The 18,785-nt window shown below is 59.5% G+C and carries 19 protein-coding genes; 10 read left to right on the top strand and 9 right to left on the bottom strand.

The genetic code is table 11. From position 1 onward, the window contains the following. Positions 1-4: 4 nt before the first annotated feature. The 3 genes from AC1ROI_RS32560 to AC1ROI_RS32550 all read right to left on the bottom strand — a co-directional run bounded on the left by AC1ROI_RS32560 (position 5) and on the right by AC1ROI_RS32550 (position 1,795). Positions 5-646, bottom strand: a complete 642-nt coding sequence (locus AC1ROI_RS32560) for a thiol:disulfide interchange protein DsbA/DsbL (RefSeq protein WP_102594697.1) — start codon at positions 644-646, stop codon at positions 5-7. 200 nt (positions 647-846) lie between these two features. Next, positions 847-1,458 carry a c-type cytochrome gene (locus AC1ROI_RS32555; RefSeq protein WP_010465618.1) on the bottom strand — a complete coding sequence of 204 codons (612 nt, stop codon included), beginning with the start codon at positions 1,456-1,458 and terminating at the stop codon, positions 847-849. 46 nt (positions 1,459-1,504) lie between these two features. Then, positions 1,505-1,795, bottom strand: a complete 291-nt coding sequence (locus tag AC1ROI_RS32550; RefSeq protein ID WP_010465620.1) for a c-type cytochrome — start codon at positions 1,793-1,795, stop codon at positions 1,505-1,507. 191 nt (positions 1,796-1,986) lie between these two features. Between AC1ROI_RS32550 and yihA the strand changes: the two genes are divergently transcribed. Then, entirely contained in the window at positions 1,987-2,631 is a 645-nt protein-coding gene (gene yihA, locus AC1ROI_RS32545) for a ribosome biogenesis GTP-binding protein YihA/YsxC (RefSeq protein WP_010465622.1), read from the top strand. Positions 2,632-2,915: 284 nt separating this feature from the next. On the opposite strand, the gene polA is transcribed toward yihA, so the two are convergent. Then, complete coding sequence (gene polA, locus AC1ROI_RS32540) at positions 2,916-5,687, bottom strand: DNA polymerase I (protein ID WP_102594698.1); 2,772 nt, start codon at positions 5,685-5,687, stop codon at positions 2,916-2,918. Positions 5,688-5,761: 74 nt separating this feature from the next. On the opposite strand from polA, the gene AC1ROI_RS32535 reads away from it, so the two are divergent. Beyond that, positions 5,762-6,052 (top strand): DUF2782 domain-containing protein, encoded by a 291-nt coding sequence (locus tag AC1ROI_RS32535; protein ID WP_010465626.1) that lies wholly within the window; start codon positions 5,762-5,764, stop codon positions 6,050-6,052. Between the two features lie 58 nt (positions 6,053-6,110). Further along, on the top strand, positions 6,111-7,061 hold the full coding sequence (locus AC1ROI_RS32530; protein WP_083375345.1) for a homoserine kinase: 951 nt from the start codon (positions 6,111-6,113) through the stop codon (positions 7,059-7,061). A gap of 116 nt (positions 7,062-7,177) precedes the next feature. Here the strand turns inward: AC1ROI_RS32530 and znuA are convergent, their stop codons facing one another. Then, complete coding sequence (znuA, locus tag AC1ROI_RS32525) at positions 7,178-8,098, bottom strand: zinc ABC transporter substrate-binding protein ZnuA (RefSeq protein ID WP_102594699.1); 921 nt, start codon at positions 8,096-8,098, stop codon at positions 7,178-7,180. 66 nt (positions 8,099-8,164) lie between these two features. Between znuA and zur the strand changes: the two genes are divergently transcribed. Genes zur through AC1ROI_RS32505 form a run of 4 tightly spaced genes read left to right on the top strand, consistent with a single transcriptional unit; the run spans position 8,165 to position 10,967 of the window. Beyond that, positions 8,165-8,647: a zinc uptake transcriptional repressor Zur gene (zur, locus tag AC1ROI_RS32520; protein ID WP_010465632.1), complete on the top strand. Its 483-nt coding sequence runs from the start codon at positions 8,165-8,167 to the stop codon at positions 8,645-8,647. After that, entirely contained in the window at positions 8,647-9,432 is a 786-nt protein-coding gene (gene znuC, locus AC1ROI_RS32515; protein WP_102599726.1) for a zinc ABC transporter ATP-binding protein ZnuC, read from the top strand. Before zur ends, znuC begins: the two co-directional genes overlap by 1 nt. Further along, positions 9,425-10,213, top strand: a complete 789-nt coding sequence (gene znuB / locus AC1ROI_RS32510; protein WP_010465635.1) for a zinc ABC transporter permease subunit ZnuB — start codon at positions 9,425-9,427, stop codon at positions 10,211-10,213. Before znuC ends, znuB begins: the two co-directional genes overlap by 8 nt. A gap of 37 nt (positions 10,214-10,250) precedes the next feature. Continuing rightward, positions 10,251-10,967, top strand: coding sequence for a PA5502 family lipoprotein (locus tag AC1ROI_RS32505; RefSeq protein WP_102594700.1), 717 nt, complete (start codon positions 10,251-10,253; stop codon positions 10,965-10,967). Between the two features lie 122 nt (positions 10,968-11,089). Here AC1ROI_RS32505 and katE read toward each other — a convergent pair whose 3' ends face one another. Then, entirely contained in the window at positions 11,090-13,228 is a 2,139-nt protein-coding gene (gene katE / locus AC1ROI_RS32500) for a catalase HPII (RefSeq protein WP_102594701.1), read from the bottom strand. Between the two features lie 260 nt (positions 13,229-13,488). Here katE and AC1ROI_RS32495 point away from each other — a divergent pair, with 260 nt between their 5' ends. The 3 genes from AC1ROI_RS32495 to AC1ROI_RS32485 all read left to right on the top strand — a co-directional run bounded on the left by AC1ROI_RS32495 (position 13,489) and on the right by AC1ROI_RS32485 (position 16,032). After that, on the top strand, positions 13,489-14,496 hold the full coding sequence (locus AC1ROI_RS32495) for a methionine ABC transporter ATP-binding protein (protein ID WP_010465641.1): 1,008 nt from the start codon (positions 13,489-13,491) through the stop codon (positions 14,494-14,496). Further along, positions 14,496-15,170, top strand: coding sequence for a methionine ABC transporter permease (locus AC1ROI_RS32490; RefSeq protein ID WP_010465643.1), 675 nt, complete (start codon positions 14,496-14,498; stop codon positions 15,168-15,170). Before AC1ROI_RS32495 ends, AC1ROI_RS32490 begins: the two co-directional genes overlap by 1 nt. A 91-nt stretch (positions 15,171-15,261) precedes the next feature. Then, positions 15,262-16,032 carry a MetQ/NlpA family ABC transporter substrate-binding protein gene (locus AC1ROI_RS32485; RefSeq protein ID WP_010465644.1) on the top strand — a complete coding sequence of 257 codons (771 nt, stop codon included), beginning with the start codon at positions 15,262-15,264 and terminating at the stop codon, positions 16,030-16,032. 151 nt (positions 16,033-16,183) lie between these two features. Here the strand turns inward: AC1ROI_RS32485 and AC1ROI_RS32480 are convergent, their stop codons facing one another. Genes AC1ROI_RS32480 through AC1ROI_RS32470 form a run of 3 tightly spaced genes read right to left on the bottom strand, consistent with a single transcriptional unit; the run spans position 16,184 to position 18,782 of the window. Further along, positions 16,184-16,819 (bottom strand): SCO family protein, encoded by a 636-nt coding sequence (locus tag AC1ROI_RS32480; protein ID WP_010465646.1) that lies wholly within the window; start codon positions 16,817-16,819, stop codon positions 16,184-16,186. Beyond that, on the bottom strand, positions 16,816-17,715 hold the full coding sequence (cyoE, locus tag AC1ROI_RS32475) for a heme o synthase (RefSeq protein WP_010465648.1): 900 nt from the start codon (positions 17,713-17,715) through the stop codon (positions 16,816-16,818). Before cyoE ends, AC1ROI_RS32480 begins: the two co-directional genes overlap by 4 nt. Then, positions 17,703-18,782 (bottom strand): COX15/CtaA family protein, encoded by a 1,080-nt coding sequence (locus AC1ROI_RS32470; protein WP_010465651.1) that lies wholly within the window; start codon positions 18,780-18,782, stop codon positions 17,703-17,705. Before AC1ROI_RS32470 ends, cyoE begins: the two co-directional genes overlap by 13 nt. Between the last annotated feature and the right edge of the window lie 3 nt (positions 18,783-18,785).

The raw sequence follows: 18,785 nt of genomic DNA, 5'->3' as shown, positions 1-18,785 counted from the left end.
GCGCTTAGTTGGCAGCAGCCTTGTTAGCCGCTCGCTCTTTGTTGACGAGTTTGTCGGCCAATTCCAGCGCTTTTTCGGCACCGCCGGCAGAGCCCACGTCAAAGCGGTATTTGCCGTTGACGATCATGGTTGGGACGCCGGAGATTTCATATTTCTTTGCCAGTTCTTTGGCTTTGTTGATCTGGCCCTTGATGGCGAAGGAGTCGAAGGTGGCCAGGAACTTGTCCTTGTCTACGCCTTGAGTGGCCAGGAAGTCGGCCATGTCGTCTTTGTCGGTCAGTTTCTTGTGTTCTTTCTGGATTGCGTTGAATACCGCAGCGTGAACCTTGCTCTCTACGCCCATCGCTTCAAGGGTCAGGAACATCTGGCCGTGTGCGTCCCATGGGCCGCCGAACATGGCAGGGATACGGACGAAGTTCACGTCGGAAGGCAGTTTCTCGACCCAAGGGTTGATCACCGGTTCAAAAGCGTAGCAATGCGGGCAGCCGTACCAGAACAGCTCCACGACTTCGATCTTGCCAGGCACGGCGACCGGAACCGGATTGGTCAGTTCGACATAAGGGGCGGCGGGTGCTTCGGCGGCTTGGGCAGTCATGCCGAACAGGCTGGCAGCGACGAGTGCGGCGCTGATGATCAGATTACGCATGCTTTACTCCTGGACAATTTGGGTCGCCTCGCGCGACCTGTTTTCAGACAGGTCCTGGCGGGCTTGAGTTCTGTAGTGTAACGGCAGCGGCCACAAAAAAGGGCGGCCTGAGCCACCCTTTTTATACTTGCTGCGACGGATTAATAGAGCGTTAACGTTGCAGGAGATGTACTTCCCGCGGCACGCCCTGTTCGCCGGTCTTAGTGCAGGCCTTGAATGTAGCTGGACACCGCAGCGATATCTTCGTCGCTGAGCTTTTTGGCAATGCTTTGCATTGGTTTGGTATCGCCATCGTTGGCACGACCGCCTTCTTCCTTGCGGAAGTCGGTCAATTGCTTGGCAACGTATTGAGCGTGCTGACCACCCAGATGCGGGAAGCCGGCAGCCGCGTTGCCCTTGCCATCCGGAGAGTGGCAGCCGGTGCAGGCTGGCAGGCCCTTGGCCAGGTCGCCACCGCGGAACAAGGCCTCACCGCGAGCCACGACTTTCGGGTCGGCGGCGCCAACGCTGCCTTTCTGGCTGGCGAAGTAAGCGGCGATATCAGCCAGGTCCTGATCGCTCAGGTTGGTCAGCAGGCCGGTCATTTCCAGAACGGTGCGTTTGCCGGACTTGATGTCGTGCAGCTGCTTGTTCAGATAACGCTCGCCCTGGCCTGCCAGTTTCGGAAAGTTAGGCGCCATGCTGTTGCCATCCGGGCCATGACAGGCGCCACATACTGCGGCTTTCGCCTGACCAGCAGTTGCATCACCTGCAGCATGGGCTACGCCGGAGATCCCCACGGTCAACAGCAGACTCACGATCAATTTGTTCATCAGCTAATCCAACTACGGCTAAGGGTTAAAGAGTTATGGACCGGGATCACTCGCTCATCCACTGGATGATTGCCTGGTAATCCTCGGCACTGCAGTCCATGCACAAACCACGCGGCGGCATCGCCTTGAAACCCTGGGTCACGTGTTGCACCAGCGTCCCCATACCTTTCGCCAACCTCGGCGTCCAAGCTTCCTGGTCGCCCTTTTTGGGCGCCATGGGTAGTTGGCCGGAATGACAGGCACCACAAACACGGTTGTACACAGCTTCCGGATCCTGTGTAGCCTGAGCGCTGTAAAGCGGCATCAAGACACCGGCAGCTAGCAGCCATTTCGTCATAAAACGACCTTTTCAGGGTTGAGAGCGTTCTGCGTTCTAATGCGCAATCAAGGTCAATCGCTCTCGTGAACTTCATCCTACGCTGGGACAAAGCGCACACAAAATCTGCGGCATTATATACTGGCGTCACTGAAACGGAAACGACACCGCTTGCCGCGTCCATTCCCGGCGCCGCCCACATCGGAAATCCCATGCAACTCAAGAACCCCATCCTCGGCCTGTGCCAACAGTCCACCTTCATGCTCAGCGCTGCCAAAGTCGATCAATGTCCCGACGACGAAGGCTTTGAAGTGGCCTTCGCCGGGCGTTCCAACGCCGGCAAATCCAGCGCGCTGAACACCCTGACGCACGCTAGCCTGGCGCGAACCTCGAAAACTCCGGGTCGCACGCAGCTCTTGAACTTCTTCAAGCTAGACGATGATCGTCGTCTGGTCGACCTTCCGGGTTACGGTTACGCGAAAGTGCCTATCCCGTTGAAGCTGCACTGGCAGCGTCACCTGGAAGCTTATCTGGGTGGTCGCGAAAGTCTGAAAGGCCTGATTTTGATGATGGACATCCGTCATCCAATGACCGATTTCGACCTGTTGATGCTCGACTGGGCCGTCGCCAGTGGCATGCCGATGCACATTTTGCTGACTAAAGCTGACAAGCTGACCTATGGCGCGGCGAAAAACGTGCTGCTCAAGGTTCAGGCAGACATCCGCAAAGGATGGGGCGATGCGATTAGCATCCAGCTGTTCTCGGCGCCAAAGCGCATGGGTCTGGAAGACGCCTACACTGTATTGGCAGGCTGGATGGAGCTGGCGGACAAAGGCTCCGAGGTTGCGGAGCAATAAATCGCAGGCAAAAAAAACCCCGGACTTCTTATGGGGAGGGGGAAGTTCCGGGGTTCAAGTTCCGGACCGCTAGGGCGGGGTCCAGATATCTGCCAACACTTAACACAACATAGGAGCATCGAAGGGCTTCACCAGCCATTCAGTAACTCTGAGTGGCAGTTCACAGGTTTAGTTCCGGAGCTTCAGAAACCATTTGTAATAAGTGTGATTTCTTTCCGAAATAAGGGCTCTTGACCCATCTGCCGCGGCACTATGCCGCAGCAGAAAACGCCCTTTCAGACGGCTCAGTGAGCCTCATCCCAGTTATTGCCTACGCCAACCTCGACCAGAAGCGGTACATCCAGCTTCACGGCGTCGCTCATGTGCACGCGAATTTCATCGCGGACCTGGTCGACCAGATCTTCACGCACCTCAAGCACCAATTCATCGTGCACCTGCAGGATGACTTTGGCGTCGAGGCCCGAGGAGGTCAGCCAGTTATCCACCGCCACCATGGCTTTTTTGATGATGTCCGCCGCCGTACCCTGCATCGGGGCGTTGATCGCCGTGCGTTCGGCGCCTTTGCGCAGGGCCGGGTTTTTCGCGTTGATTTCCGGCAGGTACAGGCGTCGGCCGAAGATCGTTTCGACAAAACCTTGCTCGGCCGCCTGGGTGCGGGTGCGTTCCATGTACGCCAGAACACCCGGATAGCGGGCGAAATAACGGTCGATGTATGCCTGGGATTGCTTGCGATCAACGCCGATCTGCTTGGCCAGGCCAAACGCGCTCATGCCGTAGATCAAACCGAAGTTGATCGCCTTGGCGCTGCGACGTTGATCGGTGGTGACGTCGGCCAGTTCCACGCCGAACACTTCGGCGGCGGTGGCCTTGTGCACGTCCAGGTCATTGCGGAAGGCGTGCAGCAAACCTTCGTCCTTGGCCAGGTGCGCCATGATCCGCAGCTCGATTTGCGAATAGTCCGCCGCCAGCAGCTTGTAGCCCTTTGGCGCGACGAACGCCTGACGAATCCGCCGCCCTTCGGCCGTGCGGATTGGAATGTTCTGCAAGTTCGGATCGCTGGACGACAAGCGCCCGGTTGCCGCGACAGCTTGATGATAGGACGTGTGAATCCGCCCGGTGCGCGGGTTGATCTGTTCCGGCAGGCGATCGGTGTAAGTGCTTTTCAGCTTGCTCATCGAGCGGTACTGCATCAGCACTTTGGGCAACGGGTAATCCTGCTCGGCCAGTTCCGCCAGGACGGCTTCGGCGGTGGACGCCTGGCCCTTGGCGGTTTTGCTGAGGATCGGCAACCCGAGCTTTTCGTACAGGATCACGCCCAATTGCTTCGGCGAGCCCAAGTTGAATTCTTCACCGGCGATGGCGAATGCCTCACGCTCCAGCGCGACCATTTTGTCGCCGAGCTCGACGCTTTGGATGCCCAGCAGGTTGGCATCAACCAACGCGCCCTGGCGTTCGATTCGCGCCAGTACCGGCACCAACGGCATTTCGATTTCGCTCAGGACTTTGCTCAGGCTCGGAATGGCATTGAGCTTTTCCTGCAAGGTCTGGTGCAGGCGCAGCGTCACGTCGGCGTCTTCGGCGGCATAAGGCCCGGCCAGTTCCAGCGAGATCTGGTCAAACGTCAGCTGCTTGGCACCTTTGCCGGCGATGTCCTGAAAGCTCGTAGTGGTGTGGTTCAGGTACTTGAGCGCCAGGCTGTCCATGTCGTGGCGGGTCGCGGTGGAATCCAGCACGTAAGATTCGAGCATGGTGTCGAACGCGATGCCTTGCACGGTGATGCCGCAATTCTGGTCGCCACCGATGGCGCAGTTGGCGAGGATGTTCATGTCGAACTTGGCGTGCTGGCCGACCTTGAGTTTGTTCGGATCTTCCAGAATCGGTTTCAGCGCGCGCAGCACGGTGTCGCGATCAAGCTGATCCGGCACACCCATGTAGGAATGGGTCAGCGGGATGTAGGCTGCTTCGTTGGCCTGTACAGCAAACGACAGGCCGACAAGCTGCGCCTGCTGCGCATCGATGCCGGTGGTTTCGGTATCAAAGGCGATCAATTTGGCGTCGTTGAGCTTCTTCAGCCACAGGTCGAAATCGGCCTGGGTGAGGATCGTGGTGTACTTGAGCTCGGTCTCGACTGCGGCTTCTTCAGCCACCGGCACGGTAACTTCCTGGCCGGAACGCTTGGCATCGCGCTGGTTCTCTTCGAACCAGCTCTTGAATTCGAGTAGGGTGTAGAGCTCAGCGAGTTTGTCGTGATCCGGCCGGCCCATTTGCAGGTCGTCGAGCCCGATGTCCAGCGGCACGTCGATCTTGATGGTTGCCAATTGATAGGAGAGGAATGCCATCTCCTTATGCTCTTCGAGCTTGGCCGGCAGGGTCTTGGCGCCGCGAATCGGCAGGGTCGGAACGATGTCGAGCTGTGCGTACAGCTCGGTCAGACCGCCGTTCACGCCCACCAACAGGCCGGAAGCGGTTTTAGGACCAATGCCTGGAACGCCCGGAATGTTGTCGGAAGAATCGCCCATCAGTGCCAGATAATCGATGATCTGCTCGGGAGCGACGCCGAATTTCTCCTTCACGCCCTCCACGTCCAGCGCGCTACCGGTCATGGTGTTGACCAAGGTAATGTGGCCGTCGACCAGTTGCGCCATGTCCTTGTCGCCGGTGGAGATCACCACTGGTCGGTCAGCTGCTGCGCTGCTGCGGGCCAAAGTGCCGATCACGTCATCGGCCTCGACGCCTTCGACGCACAATAACGGGAAGCCCAGCGCGATCACGCTCTGATGCAGTGGCTCAATCTGTACGCGCATGTCGTCGGGCATGCTCGGACGGTTAGCTTTGTACTCGGCGAACATTTCGTCACGGAATGTCCCGCCCTTGGCGTCGAACACCACGGCGAACGGACTGTCCGGGTACTGCTTGCGCAGACTCTTGAGCATGTTCAACACGCCTTTGACCGCTCCGGTCGGCAAACCCTTGGAAGTGGTCAGCGGCGGCAGGGCGTGAAAGGCGCGATACAGGTAAGAAGAACCGTCCACCAGGACGAGGGGGGCTTGGCTCATGAGCAGGATCAACCTTTTCGGCGGGTCCGGCGCTAGAATAGCGGGACCGTTGACGACAAAGGGACAAGGTTATCATGCGCACACTAAATCGCCTGTTGCTGGCTGGCTTGTTTGCAACCGTTCCCCTGGCCGTCATGGCGGCGGATGATGCGCCCACACCGGAGCCGGAAGTCACGATCCGCACGGAAGGGGACAAAACGATTCAGGAGTACCGCCAAAACGGTTTCCTGTACGCGATCAAGGTCACGCCGAAGGTCGGACCGCCGTATTTCCTGGTGCGTGCGGATGGGACAGATGCAAACTTCATCCGCTCGGATCAGCCGGATATGCTGATTCCGTCGTGGAAGATTTTTGAATGGAAGTAGTTTCTTAATTTCAATCGGCGCTGGCTCATGCAGCGGCGCCCGTACTGGCAGTTTAAACATGTCTGTGTTCACCCCGCTGGCTCGGCCCGAGCTGGAAACCTTTCTCGCCCCATACGGGCTCGGCCGCCTGCTTGATTTCCAGGGAATTGCCGCCGGTAGTGAAAACACCAATTTCTTCATCAGCCTGGAGCAGGGCGAATTTGTCCTGACCCTGGTCGAGCGCGGTCCGGTTCAGGAGATGCCGTTCTTCATCGAACTGCTCGATGTGCTGCACGAAGCCGACTTGCCGGTGCCTTACGCACTGCGCACCACTGACGGCGTGGCCTTGCGCGAACTGGCCGGCAAGCCTGCGCTGTTGCAACCACGCCTGGCCGGCAAGCACATCAAGGAAGCCAACGCGCAGCATTGCGCCCAAGTCGGCGAGTTGCTGGGCCATCTGCATCTGGCGACCCAGGCCAACATGATCAAGCGCAAAACCGATCGTGGCCTGGACTGGATGCTGGAGGAGGGCACGCAGTTGCTCTCCCACCTGAATGCCGAGCAGAGTGATTTGTTGCAGCGGGCGCTGGACGAAATCACTCAGCAGAAGACGAAAATCCTGGCGTTGCCACGGGCCAACATCCACGCGGATCTGTTCCGCGACAACGCGATGTTCGAAGGCACGCACCTGACCGGGTTGATCGACTTCTACAACGCGTGCTCGGGACCGATGCTCTATGACGTGGCGATTGCCTTGAATGACTGGTGTTCGGATGACGACGGGCTGATCGACGGGCCGCGGGCGCGGGCGTTGCTCGGGGCCTATGCCGCGTTGCGTCCGTTCACTGCCGCAGAGGCTGAACTGTGGCCGACCATGTTGCGCGTGGCGTGTGTGCGGTTCTGGTTGTCACGGTTGATTGCCGCGGAGTCGTTTGCCGGTCAGGACGTGTTGATTCACGATCCGATGGAGTTTCAGCAGCGGTTGGCGCAGCGGCAGAAGGTCAGTACGCCGCTACCGTTCGCCCTTTAACAGCTTCGCGGGCAAGCCTCGCTCCTACAGGTTTGTGTCGTGCACATTATCTGTGAACGGCACAAAATCCGTAGGAGCGAGGCTTGCCCGCGGATGGGGCGTCGCAGATCCCGCCGTTACAACGACTCCAGACACCCCGCCAAATCATTCCCCAACTTCTCCAGCACCTGCTCATACCCCTGCGCAGTCGCCGGCGTGTACCCGCCCAACGCATCCAGCTCCGCCAATTTCACCGGCAGGCCTGCCACCAGGGTTTCCGCCAGGCGCGGACGCAACGGCGGCTCACTGAACACACAGGTCTTGCCGACTTCCTGCAACCGCGTGCGCATCGCTGCGACGTGCTGGGCGCCCGGCTGGACTTCGGCGGCGACGCTGAATACGCCGGCGTGCTTGAGGCCGTAGGCGTCTTCAAAGTAGTCGAAGGCCTCGTGGAATACGAAGTACGGTTTGCCTGCGATGCTGGCCAGACGCGCTTTCAAGCGAAGATCCATTGCATCCAGACGCTCATCGAACGCCTTGAGGTTGCTCTGATAACGCGTGGCGTTGGCCGGATCGGTTGCACTCAAGTCAGCAGCCATTTTTGTGGCGATCACGCGAGCGTTTACCGGAGACAACCACAAATGCGCGTCCAGGCTGCCAGGGCGATGATCGTGGTCATGCTCATCGGCTTCTTCCGCGTGCGAATGGTTGTCTTCGCCGAAGTGGCGAAGTTTCAGTCCCGGCAGATCCTGCACAGCGACGCTCGGCAGCGTTCGACCGTTCAGCACGCGAGGCAGGAACCCTTCCATGTCCGGACCGATCCAGTAAACCAGATCCACCGATTGCACCTTCCGTACGTCGGAAGGACGCAAGGCATAGTTATGCGGTGAAGCGCCCGGTGGTAGCAGCACTTCCGGGATTGCCACGCCGTCCTGCACCGCAGCGGCAATCAGCTGTAGCGGCTTGATGCTGGTGAGGACTTTGACGTCGGCTTGAGCTGAGCCAATGAACAGAAAACTTGCGGCAAATGTGACAAAGATAGAAAAAAGTCGGGACACGATGACCACTCGAAGAGGCGAGAACGGGTAACATAATAACGTCTCTCACAAAACTCGTCGCCGCTCATGCCTAAAACACCGATTGCCAGCCGTCCCCACGACCACTCTCATTGCGTACATAGCGCACTGACTGAGGCCGATGCCTTGTGCGCACGTCAAGGCCTGCGCCTGACCGCCTTGCGTCGGCGGGTGCTGGAGCTGGTGTGGCAAAGTCACAAGCCGTTGGGTGCCTACGACATTCTCGCGGTACTCAGTGAGCAGGATGGCCGCCGCGCTGCGCCGCCTACCGTGTACCGTGCGCTGGATTTCCTGTTGGAAAACGGCCTCGTCCACCGCATCTCCTCGCTCAACGCCTTCGTCGGCTGCAATCACCCGGAGCATGCCCACCAGGGTCAATTCCTGATCTGCCGCGAATGTCACGCCGCCATTGAGCTCGAACAGAAATCCATCAGCGACGCGATCATCAGCAGCGCCAAGGATGTCGGTTTCGTCGTCGAAGGCCAGACCGTTGAAGTGGTCGGCCTCTGCTCGGGTTGCCAGGGGGCTTGATGAGCAATGCGCTGATTCGCCTCGAGCAGGTTGTCGTCACCTTTGCCGGGCAAAACGTGCTGGATAACATCGAGCTGAGCGTCGAGCCGGGGCAGATCGTCACCCTGATCGGCCCGAATGGCGCGGGCAAGACCACGCTGGTGCGCGCGGTGCTCGGTCTGTTGAAACCGGACAGCGGCAGCGTCTGGCGCAAGCCGAAACTGCGGGTCGGTTACATGCCGCAAAAACTTCACGTCGATCCGACGCTGCCGTTGTCGGTACTGCGCTTTTTGCGTCTGGTGCCCGGCGTGGACCGTGCCAGGGCCTTGGCTGCACTCAAGGAAGTCGGCGCCGAGCAGGTGATCGACAGCCCGGTGCAAAGTGTTTCCGGTGGCGAAATGCAGCGTGTGCTGCTGGCTCGAGCCCTGCTGCGTGAGCCGGAACTGCTGGTGCTCGACGAACCGGTGCAAGGCGTCGATGTGGCCGGCCAAGCCGAGCTCTACAGCCTGATCACGCGGCTGCGCGACCGTCACGGCGGCGGGGTATTGATGGTCTCCCACGATTTGCACCTGGTCATGAGCACCACCGACCAGGTGGTCTGTCTGAATCGTCATGTCTGCTGCTCCGGGCACCCGGAACAAGTCAGCGGCGATCCGGCTTTCGTCGAGCTGTTTGGCAAAAACGCACAAAGCCTGGCGATTTATCACCACCACCACGACCACGCCCATGACCTGCATGGTTCGGTGGTCAACGCGGCCCCGACGGCCCAACCCCATGTCCATGGAGATAGCTGCAAGCATGGCTGATTTTCTGCTCTACGCCCTGCTTGCAGGTCTGGCTTTGGCGCTGGTCGCAGGACCGCTGGGTTCGTTCGTGGTCTGGCGGCGCATGGCCTATTTCGGCGACACGTTGTCCCACGCGGCCTTGCTCGGCGTGGCATTGGGCTTTCTGCTGGATGTCAGCCCTACCGTTGCCGTCACCGTCGGTTGCTTGCTGTTGGCGGTGCTGCTGGTGACGTTGCAACAGCGTCAGCCGCTGGCGTCCGACACGCTTTTGGGAATTCTCGCACCAAGCACGCTCTCTCTGGGCCTGGTCGTACTAAGCTTCATGCACGAAGTGCGGATCGACCTGATGGCGTATCTGTTCGGTGACTTGCTGGCGATCAGCCCGACCGACTTGGCCTGGATACTCGGTGGCAGCGCCGGTGTTCTCGCGTTGCTGGTGACGTTGTGGCGGCCATTGTTGGCGATCACGGTGCATGAAGAACTGGCCCGGGTGGAAGGTTTGCCCGTGCCGGCGCTACGCCTGGCCCTGATGTTGCTGATCGCGGTGGTGATCGCTGTGGCGATGAAAATCGTCGGTGTGTTGCTGATTACTTCGCTGTTGATTATCCCGGCGGCTGCGGCACAACGTCACGCTCGCTCGCCGGAACAGATGGCGCTGGGCGCGAGCCTGCTGGGCATGCTCGCGGTCTGTGGCGGGCTGGCGTTGTCGTGGTTCAAAGACACCCCGGCGGGCCCGTCGATTGTTGTGACGGCCGCCGCACTGTTTCTGCTGAGTTTTGTCCTGCCCCGTCGAGGGGTGTAGACTTGCTCGTTTTTTGCGCAAATAGAGAGTCGCAGGAATGAAGCTGTCAGCCTCCCGTTATCTGCTCCTTGTCGCATTTTCGCTGCTACTGGGCGCTTGCCAAAGCACGCCATCGGCCACCACTGCGGCGACCGATGCCCGGGCCACGGCCATCGCGCAGCTGGAACAAAACCTGGCCAGCAGCGAGCTGGCCACCGCCGAAGACCAGTTGGCGACCTTGCAGGCCCAGTCGCCAGACGATCCGTCCCTTGTGCACTATCAGCGGCAATTGGCCGAAGCCTACCTGCGTCGCAGCCAGATCGTGCTGCAAAAGGGCGATGTAAATGCGGCCGCTACGGCGCTGGCCCGGGCCCGGGCATTAATGCCAAAGGCTCCGGCGCTGACGGGTGGGGTCAACAACGCCATCGTCAATGCCCGTAAAGCTGAACTGGACAGGGCTGAAGCGGCGCTCATGGCGGCCGAGGCCAAGCCACCGGCCAAAGTCATTGATCCTACGGCTGAGAGCACCACAATTGCCTTGAACCTCACTGATATGAGCAAACTTCGCCGTCAATTGGATGCGATTGCCGCCGATGTGGTGAATTACCAGTGCGATGTCAGCATTCAGGCGCCGCGTACCCAGGATTACCCATGGTTGGCGACGTTGCTGACTAAGCGGGTGAAGAAGCTGGATTCGGAGTTCGATCTGAATCTGCAGAAGCAGATCCTGCGCAACGTTCCGGCGCAGATCGTCTTGAGTCCGCGTAAACCCTGAAAGCGTCGCGAGCAGGCTCGCTCTCACAGTGAATCGGGGTTGATTACACTTTCTATGATCAAACCCAAACCCTGTGGGAGCGAGCCTGCTCGCGAAGGCGTCCTCCCTAACGATACAAAGCCTTAAGCCGGAATCGCCTTGGCCTTAGGCTCCCGATCCCAAACCCGATGCTGCCCGATGGCGGCAAAGAACGGTTTGATCAACTGGGCATCCGCACCCACGACCAGCCCCGCATCCACCTCAAGCTTCAACACGTCCAGCAACTGCTTCGCCTCGCCATGCAGCGCAATCGCTTTCAAGTGTTTGTATGCTTCCAACAGGTAATGCAGCGCTACGCCATCGCCACTCAACGCCTTGATCGACGCCGCGCCACCGGGTACGAACACCGCATCGAATGCCACCGAAGGCAAGCCTTCCATTGAAGCGTCCACCGGCAGTGTCTTGCCATCGACGGTGGTCACTGGCGCGGAAGTCGGGCCAAGCAGCTTGGCGTGCGCACCTTCTGCCTTCAGCGCCTTCTTCATCGCATCAATCGCAGCACCATCGACACCGTTGGCCGCCAGAATCGCCACTTTCCGCGTTTTGATATCCCCCGGCAGCAGGTTGGCCTGGCTCAAGGCCGGTGAGCGATCGGGTGAAGTTTTACGCACTTCGACGGTGCCAGCCTTCGGCGCCGGCAAACCAAGGTTCTGCGCCACGCGTTTGGCCAGTTCCAGATCGATATTGGCCAGGATCTCGTTCACCTGACGTGCACGGATGAATTCACGCTCAACCTTGCCCAGCTCAAAGCTGTAAGCCGAGATGATGTGTTCCTGCTCGTGCTTGCTCATGCTGTGGAAAAACAGGCGCGCCTGGGAGAAATGATCGCCGAACGACTCGCTGCGCTGGCGAATCTTGTTGGCGTCGATGCGCTCCGGATAGGTCTCGAATCCACCGTCCTGCGCGGCAGGCGGCGTTTCTTTCGGCCAACCGCCATCGATGGAATTCGGCTCGTAGGAGGCGCGTCCCTTGTCGATGGTGGTGCGATGCAGCGCATCCCGCTGGCCGTTATGGAAGGGTGCTACGGGACGGTTGATCGGGATCTCGTGAAAATTCGGCCCACCGAGTCGGCTGATCTGCGTATCGGTGTAGGAAAACAGCCGCCCTTGCAGCAGCGGATCATTGGAGAAGTCGATGCCCGGCACGATATGGCCCGGGCAGAACGCAACCTGCTCGGTTTCGGCGAAGAAATTATCCGGGTTGCGGTTGAGCACCATCTTGCCCAGCGGGGTAATGGGCACCAGTTCTTCCGGGATCAGTTTGGTCGGGTCGAGGATGTCGAAGTCGAAGTTATGTTCGTTTTCTTCTTCGATGACCTGCACGCCCAACTCCCACTCCGGGTAGTCGCCCATCTCGATCGACTCCCACAGATCGCGGCGGTGGTAATCGGTGTCTTTACCGGCGAGCTTCTGCGCTTCATCCCACACCAGTGAGCAAGTACCGGCGGTAGGGCGCCAGTGGAATTTGACGAAGCGTGATTTTCCTTCGGCATTGATCAAGCGGAACGTGTGTACGCCAAAGCCCTGCATGCTGCGCAGGCTTTTCGGGATCGCCCGGTCGGACATGGCCCAGATCACCATGTGCGCCGACTCTGGCACCAGCGAGACGAAATCCCAGAAGGTGTCGTGAGCCGAGCCGCCGGTAGGGATCTCGTTGTGTGGCTCCGGTTTCACCGCGTGCACGAAGTCAGGGAACTTGATCGCATCCTGAATGAAAAACACCGGCATGTTATTGCCCACCAGGTCGAAGTTGCCCTCGTCGGTGAAGAATTTCACGGCGAAACCTCGCACGTCCCGCACGGTATCGCCTGACCCTCGCGGGCCCTGCACCGTGGAAAAGCGCACGAAGACCGGGGTTTTCTTGCCGGGATCTTGTAGGAAACCGGCTTTGGTCAGTACGGAATGGTTTTCATAGGTCTGGAAAAAACCATGAGCGCCAGTGCCCCGAGCATGGACGATGCGCTCTGGAATGCGCTCATGGTCAAAATGCGTGATTTTTTCACGCATGATGAAGTCTTCCAGCAACGACGGCCCGCGCGCGCCGACCTTCAACGTGTTCTGGTTGTCCGAAACCTTCACGCCCTGATTGGTGCGCAGGGCTTGTTCGGTGGCGTCGGAGCGAAACTTTTCCAGGCTCTCGAGCTTGGCATTGGTGTTGCCGCGGTCCAGGGTATCGGTCCCGGCCAGTGCGCTTTTAGGTGCGGCAGGCTTTTTAGTACTCATCAGTCGTAAACTCCTCGTTGCGATCCCGTAGCCAGGACTTATGTGCATTCCCCAGGCACGGCACCGGGGGCGTTTTCGAGTTGCCTTATTAGTGACTGGCGAGCTTTTTAGCCGTTCCTTTTTTCTAACCTTCGATCGCGTTATTGCCAAATGGAAGGTTGAATGCGGAATAAATGCTAATAACCTCTATACGGACAGGCTAAAATGCGCGCCCGGCTAACCGCTGACCCTTTTCCAACGCGCCCCACAAGGTTCGCTACGTGATCGAGTTTCAAAACGTCCACAAAACCTACCGCGTCGCCGGTAAGGATATTCCCGCCCTGCACCCGACCAGTCTGACGATTGAGAACGGTCAGGTCTTCGGCCTGATCGGTCACTCCGGCGCGGGAAAAAGTACCCTGCTGCGTCTGATCAATCGCCTGGAAGAATCCAGCGGCGGCAAGATCTTCGTCGACGGTGAAGAAGTCACCGCGCTCGACGCCAACAGCCTGCGCCGCTTCCGCCAGCAGGTCGGGATGATTTTCCAGCACTTCAACCTGCTGGCGTCCAAGACCGTGGCCGACAACGTCGCGCTGCCGCTGACCCTGGCCGGTGAACTGTCGCGCAGCGAGATTGACCAGCGTGTCGCCGAGTTGCTGGCGCGGGTCGGTTTGTCTGACCACGCCAAAAAGTACCCGGCGCAGCTGTCCGGCGGCCAGAAGCAGCGCGTCGGCATTGCCCGCGCCCTGGCGACCAAGCCAAAAATCCTGCTGTGCGACGAAGCCACCAGCGCCCTGGACCCGCAGACCACGGCGTCGGTCCTGCAATTGCTGGCTGAGATCAATCGCGAGCTGAAACTGACCATCGTCCTGATTACCCACGAGATGGACGTGATCCGCCGGGTCTGCGACCAGGTCGCCGTAATGGACGCGGGTGTGATCGTCGAGCAAGGTTCGGTGGCCCAGGTGTTCCTGCATCCGAAACACCCGACCACCAAACGTTTCGTGCAAGAAGACGAGCAGATCGATGAAAGCGAACAGCGTGACGACTTCTCCCATGTGCCGGGCCGCATCGTGCGTCTGACCTTCCAGGGCGAAGCGACCTACGCACCACTGTTGGGGACCGTCGCTCGGGAAACGGGCGTGGACTACAGCATCCTGGCCGGTCGTATCGACCGCATCAAAGACGTCCCTTACGGGCAATTGACCCTGGCTGTTACCGGTGGCGACATGGAGGCGGCGTTCGCCCACTTCACCGCGGCTGACGTCCACATGGAGGTCCTGCGCTGATGGAAGTCCTGACAAGTTTCTTCGTCAACATCGACTGGTTCGAAATCTGGCTGGCTACCGGCGATACCCTGCTGATGCTCTTCGGTTCGTTGTTGTTCACCGTGTTGCTCGGCCTCCCGCTGGGCGTGTTGTTGTTCCTGTGCAGTCCGCGTCAGTTGCTGGAATCCAGAACGCTATACGCCGTGCTGTCGCTGGTGGTGAACATCCTGCGTTCGCTGCCGTTCATCATTTTGCTGATCGTGATGATCCCGTTCACCGTGCTGATTACCGGCACCTCGCTCGGCGTCGCCGGTGCGATCCCGCCGCTGGTAGTGGGTGCCACGCCGTTCTTCGGGCGACTGGTGGAAACCGCCCTGCGTGAAGTGGATCGCGGCATCATCGAAGCCACCCAGGCCATGGGTGCGACGACCCGGCAGATCATCATCAACGCCCTATTGCCAGAAGCCCGCCCGGGCATTTACGCGGCGATTACGGTGACGGCTATTACACTGGTGTCCTACACGGCGATGGCCGGTGTGGTCGGTGCCGGTGGGTTGGGCGACCTGGCGATCCGTTTTGGTTATCAGCGTTTCCAGACCGATGTGATGATCGTCACCGTGGTGCTGTTGCTGGTGCTGGTACAGGTTCTGCAAATGGTTGGTGACAAACTGGTCGTCCATTTCTCCAGAAAATAAACAGTTCTCGTAAACAAGACATGAGCCGGCCATTCGCTGGCAGGCGCCAAATCCAGGCGCCGCAAGCGGGTACCCACAAGGAGTTAGCTGAATGAAAAAACTACTCGTCGCGTTCGCAGCCGTTGCAGCGTTTTCCGCTCACGCTGACACTCTGACCGTTGCAGCCACCCCGGTGCCGCACGCGGAAATCCTCGAATTCGTCAAACCGGCCCTGGCCAAAGACGGCGTGGACCTGAAGGTCAAAGTGTTCACTGACTACATCCAGCCAAACGTGCAGGTTGCCGAAAAACGCCTGGACGCCAACTTCTTCCAGCATCAGCCGTACCTCGATGAGTTCAACAAGGCCAAGGGCACCGACCTGGTCGCCGTTGCCGGTGTACACCTGGAACCGCTGGGCGCTTACTCCAGCAAGTACAAGGCCCTGACCGAACTGCCAGGCGGCGCCAACGTGGTGATCCCGAACGACGCCACCAACGGCGGTCGCGCGCTGTTGCTGCTGGCCAAGGCCGGCCTGATCAAGTTGAAGGATTCCAACAACATCCTCTCGACGGTCAAGGACATCACCGAGAACACCAAGGACCTGAAATTCCGTGAGCTGGAAGCCGCGACCATCCCGCGCGTGCTGACCCAGGTCGACCTGGCGCTGATCAACACCAACTACGCGCTGGAAGCCAAGCTCGATCCGTCCAAGGATGCGCTGGTCATCGAAGGCAACGACTCGCCTTACGTGAACATCCTCGTAGCCCGCCCGGACGACAAGGACAGCGAAGACATGAAGAAACTGATTGCTGCCCTGCACAGCCCGGAAGTGAAGGCCTTCATCCTCGAGAAGTACAAAGGCGCGGTATTGCCGGCGTTCTGATCTGAGTCGTTAACAAAAAATGGGGCGCATCGAATGCGCCCCATTTTTTTATGCCTGAAACACCGTCCCCTGTAGAAGCCAGGCTTGCCGGCGACGGCGATCTCACGGGCGCTTTCGCCGGCAAGCCTGGCTCTTACAGGGGGCGTGGTGTTTATTTGCGGTTGAGCATCACCGGCAACTGCGCCACCAACTTGGCGTTATTCAGCGGTGCACGAATGAACCCACGCTGTGTCCCGTCCGGCCCGATCACCGCGAGGTTGCCGCTGTGATCAACCGTGTAATTCGGCTTGCTGGTGTCTGCCGGAATGAACGGAATGCTCACCGCATTGGCCAGTTTCTGAATGTCTTCAATCGACGAAGGCGTCAGGCCTGTGAACTGCGGATCGAAGTAGCCCAGGTACTGCTTGAGCTGCTTGGGCGTGTCGCGGTTCGGGTCGACGCTGACCAGGATGATCTGCAACTTCGCCACAGCCTCTGGCGGCAGTTCACTTTTGATCTGGCGCAGCTGGGCGAGGGTGGTCGGGCAGATGTCCGGGCAGAAGGTGTAGCCGAAGAACAGCAGTGACCATTTGTCTTTCAGCTCGTTGACCATCACCGGCTTGCCGTCCTGATCGGTCATCGTCACGTTTGGCAGGTTGCGGCTTTGCGGCAGCAAAATGATCCCGGCATCGATCAATGCCGTCGGATCGCCCTGGCCTTTTCCGGACAGCACTTTGTTGATGGTCAGGCCCAGAACCAGCGCGATCAGGGCGACGAGGATAAAGACGGTTTTCTGAGTTCGAGTCATAGGTTCAACAGTAAGTAGTGGTCTACGAGCAGCGCGATAAACAGCAGGAACAAGTAGTAGATAGAGTACTTGAAGGTGTTGATCGCCGCGTGCGGCCGAGTGCCACGGTACAGCACCACGGCCCATTGCAGAAACCTTGCGCCCAGTCCCAGGGCGCAAATCAGGTAAAGCATGCCGCTCATGTGGATCACGTAGGGCATCAGGCTGACCGCCAGCAGCGCGAAGGTATAAAGCAGGATGTGGACCTTGGTGTAATGCTCGCCATGGGTCACCGGCAACATCGGGATGTTGGCCTTGGCATATTCCTCTTTGCGGTGAATGGCCAGGGCCCAGAAGTGAGGCGGGGTCCAGGCGAAAATGATCAACACCAGCAACAAGGGTTCGGCGCTGACATGACCGGTGGCAGCGGTCCAGCCGAGCAACGGCGGGGCAGCGCCGGCCAGGCCACCGATAACGATGTTCTGCGGCGTCGCGCGCTTCAGGAAACCGGTATAGATCACCGCATAACCGAGCAGGGACGCGAGGGTCAGCCAGGCCGTCAGCGCATTGGTGAAGGCCAGCAGCACGGCTTGCCCAATCACCGCCAATACCAGGGCAAATGTCAGCGCCGCCGCAGGTGAAACCCGCCCTTCAGCCAAGGGACGTTTGTGGGTACGCGCCATCACTGCATCGATACGCCGGTCCACCACATGATTCACCGCCGCCGCACCCCCGGCACACAACGCGATCCCCAGGTTGCCGAACACCAGCACCGTCCACGGCACCCCGGCGCGGGTCGCGAGGAACATGCCGACCAGCGAGGTGATGAGCATCAGCACCACCACTTTAGGCTTGGTCAGCTCCAGGTAGTCACGCCAGATCGCCTGACTGTGACGTTCGCCGATCAAAGTCGCCATGGCATCTCTCCTTTTATTGTTATGGGCCCGGCTGAGTGTTTACGCGGGCTGAACCGCCAGCGTGCAAGGTTTTGCTGTTTGACCCGAACCAGGCTGGTTCGCGCGTGATAATTGACCAGCACCATCGTGAGCAACAGCGCTGCGCCCCCCGCGTTATGCGCGACCGCGACCGGCAGCGGCAGGTGGAACAAGACGTTGCTGATACCGAGGGTGATTTGGGCCGCAAGGGCGATCAGCACCATTGCGGCCAAGCGCGTCATGCCAACCACTTTCAGTTGCCAGGCCAGCCCCAGCAGCACGAGCGTCACCAGCAACGCGCCGATGCGGTGAGTCAGATGGATCGCTGTGCGGGCATCACTGTCCAGTTGCCCGCCCAGGTAATTGGGGCCGATGTGTTGGGTCAGGTGAAAACCGTTGGCGAAATCAGCCGGTGGCAGCCATTGCCCATGGCAGGTCGGGAAGTCGATGCAAGCCACGGCTGCATAGTTGGAACTGACCCAGCCCCCGAGGGCGATTTGCAGGATTACCAGCAGCAACCCGGCCGTCGCCCAGTGCTGCAAACGCCGTGGCACGGTCAGCGCCGGCAGTACGCCGGACAGGCGCAAGGTCAGCAAAAACAGCAGGCTCAAGGTCGCAAAACCGCCGAGCAAATGCCCGGTCACCACCTGCGGCCAGAGCTTGAGCGTCACCGTCCACATGCCGAACGCCGCTTGGGCGATGACAACCACCAGCAGAAACAGCGGCAGCTTCACCGGTTGCCCCGGATGATGACGATGCATCCAGGCGCGACCGGCCAGCACTGAAATCAACAACCCAAGGGTGCCGGCGAAATAGCGGTGGACCATCTCGTTCCAGCCTTTGTGGGCTTCGACGGGTGCATCGGGAAAATGCAATTCGGCATGGGCCAGTTGGGCTTCGCTTTTCGGCACGCTGATAAAGCCGTAGCAACCCGGCCAGTCCGGGCAGCCGAGGCCGGCGTGGGTCAGGCGGGTGTAGGCGCCGAGCAACACCACAATCAGTGCCAGCAAGGTGGCAAACAGCGCGAGGCGAAATCCAGGTTTGGCCATGAC

The organism is Pseudomonas sp. GW823-FHT02C02 (genome assembly GCF_058797635.1).
The sequence above is the reverse complement of the archived record's forward strand: the minus strand, read 5'-3'. Positions and strand labels throughout refer to the sequence as shown.

Bases quoted from the DNA above. Each gene is read 5' to 3' on its own strand.
- AC1ROI_RS32560 (WP_102594697.1), bottom strand. From the start codon at position 646: ATGCGTAATCTGATCATCAGCGCCGCACTCGTCGCTGCCAGCCTGTTC.
- AC1ROI_RS32555 (WP_010465618.1), bottom strand. From the start codon at position 1,458: ATGAACAAATTGATCGTGAGTCTGCTGTTGACCGTGGGGATCTCCGGC.
- AC1ROI_RS32550 (WP_010465620.1), bottom strand. From the start codon at position 1,795: ATGACGAAATGGCTGCTAGCTGCCGGTGTCTTGATGCCGCTTTACAGC.
- yihA (WP_010465622.1), top strand. From the start codon at position 1,987: ATGCAACTCAAGAACCCCATCCTCGGCCTGTGCCAACAGTCCACCTTC.
- polA (WP_102594698.1), bottom strand. From the start codon at position 5,687: ATGAGCCAAGCCCCCCTCGTCCTGGTGGACGGTTCTTCTTACCTGTAT.
- AC1ROI_RS32535 (WP_010465626.1), top strand. From the start codon at position 5,762: ATGCGCACACTAAATCGCCTGTTGCTGGCTGGCTTGTTTGCAACCGTT.
- AC1ROI_RS32530 (WP_083375345.1), top strand. From the start codon at position 6,111: ATGTCTGTGTTCACCCCGCTGGCTCGGCCCGAGCTGGAAACCTTTCTC.
- zur (WP_010465632.1), top strand. From the start codon at position 8,165: ATGCCTAAAACACCGATTGCCAGCCGTCCCCACGACCACTCTCATTGC.
- znuC (WP_102599726.1), top strand. From the start codon at position 8,647: ATGAGCAATGCGCTGATTCGCCTCGAGCAGGTTGTCGTCACCTTTGCC.
- znuB (WP_010465635.1), top strand. From the start codon at position 9,425: ATGGCTGATTTTCTGCTCTACGCCCTGCTTGCAGGTCTGGCTTTGGCG.
- AC1ROI_RS32505 (WP_102594700.1), top strand. From the start codon at position 10,251: ATGAAGCTGTCAGCCTCCCGTTATCTGCTCCTTGTCGCATTTTCGCTG.
- katE (WP_102594701.1), bottom strand. From the start codon at position 13,228: ATGAGTACTAAAAAGCCTGCCGCACCTAAAAGCGCACTGGCCGGGACC.
- AC1ROI_RS32490 (WP_010465643.1), top strand. From the start codon at position 14,496: ATGGAAGTCCTGACAAGTTTCTTCGTCAACATCGACTGGTTCGAAATC.
- AC1ROI_RS32485 (WP_010465644.1), top strand. From the start codon at position 15,262: ATGAAAAAACTACTCGTCGCGTTCGCAGCCGTTGCAGCGTTTTCCGCT.
- AC1ROI_RS32480 (WP_010465646.1), bottom strand. From the start codon at position 16,819: ATGACTCGAACTCAGAAAACCGTCTTTATCCTCGTCGCCCTGATCGCG.
- cyoE (WP_010465648.1), bottom strand. From the start codon at position 17,715: ATGGCGACTTTGATCGGCGAACGTCACAGTCAGGCGATCTGGCGTGAC.
- AC1ROI_RS32470 (WP_010465651.1), bottom strand. From the start codon at position 18,782: ATGGCCAAACCTGGATTTCGCCTCGCGCTGTTTGCCACCTTGCTGGCA.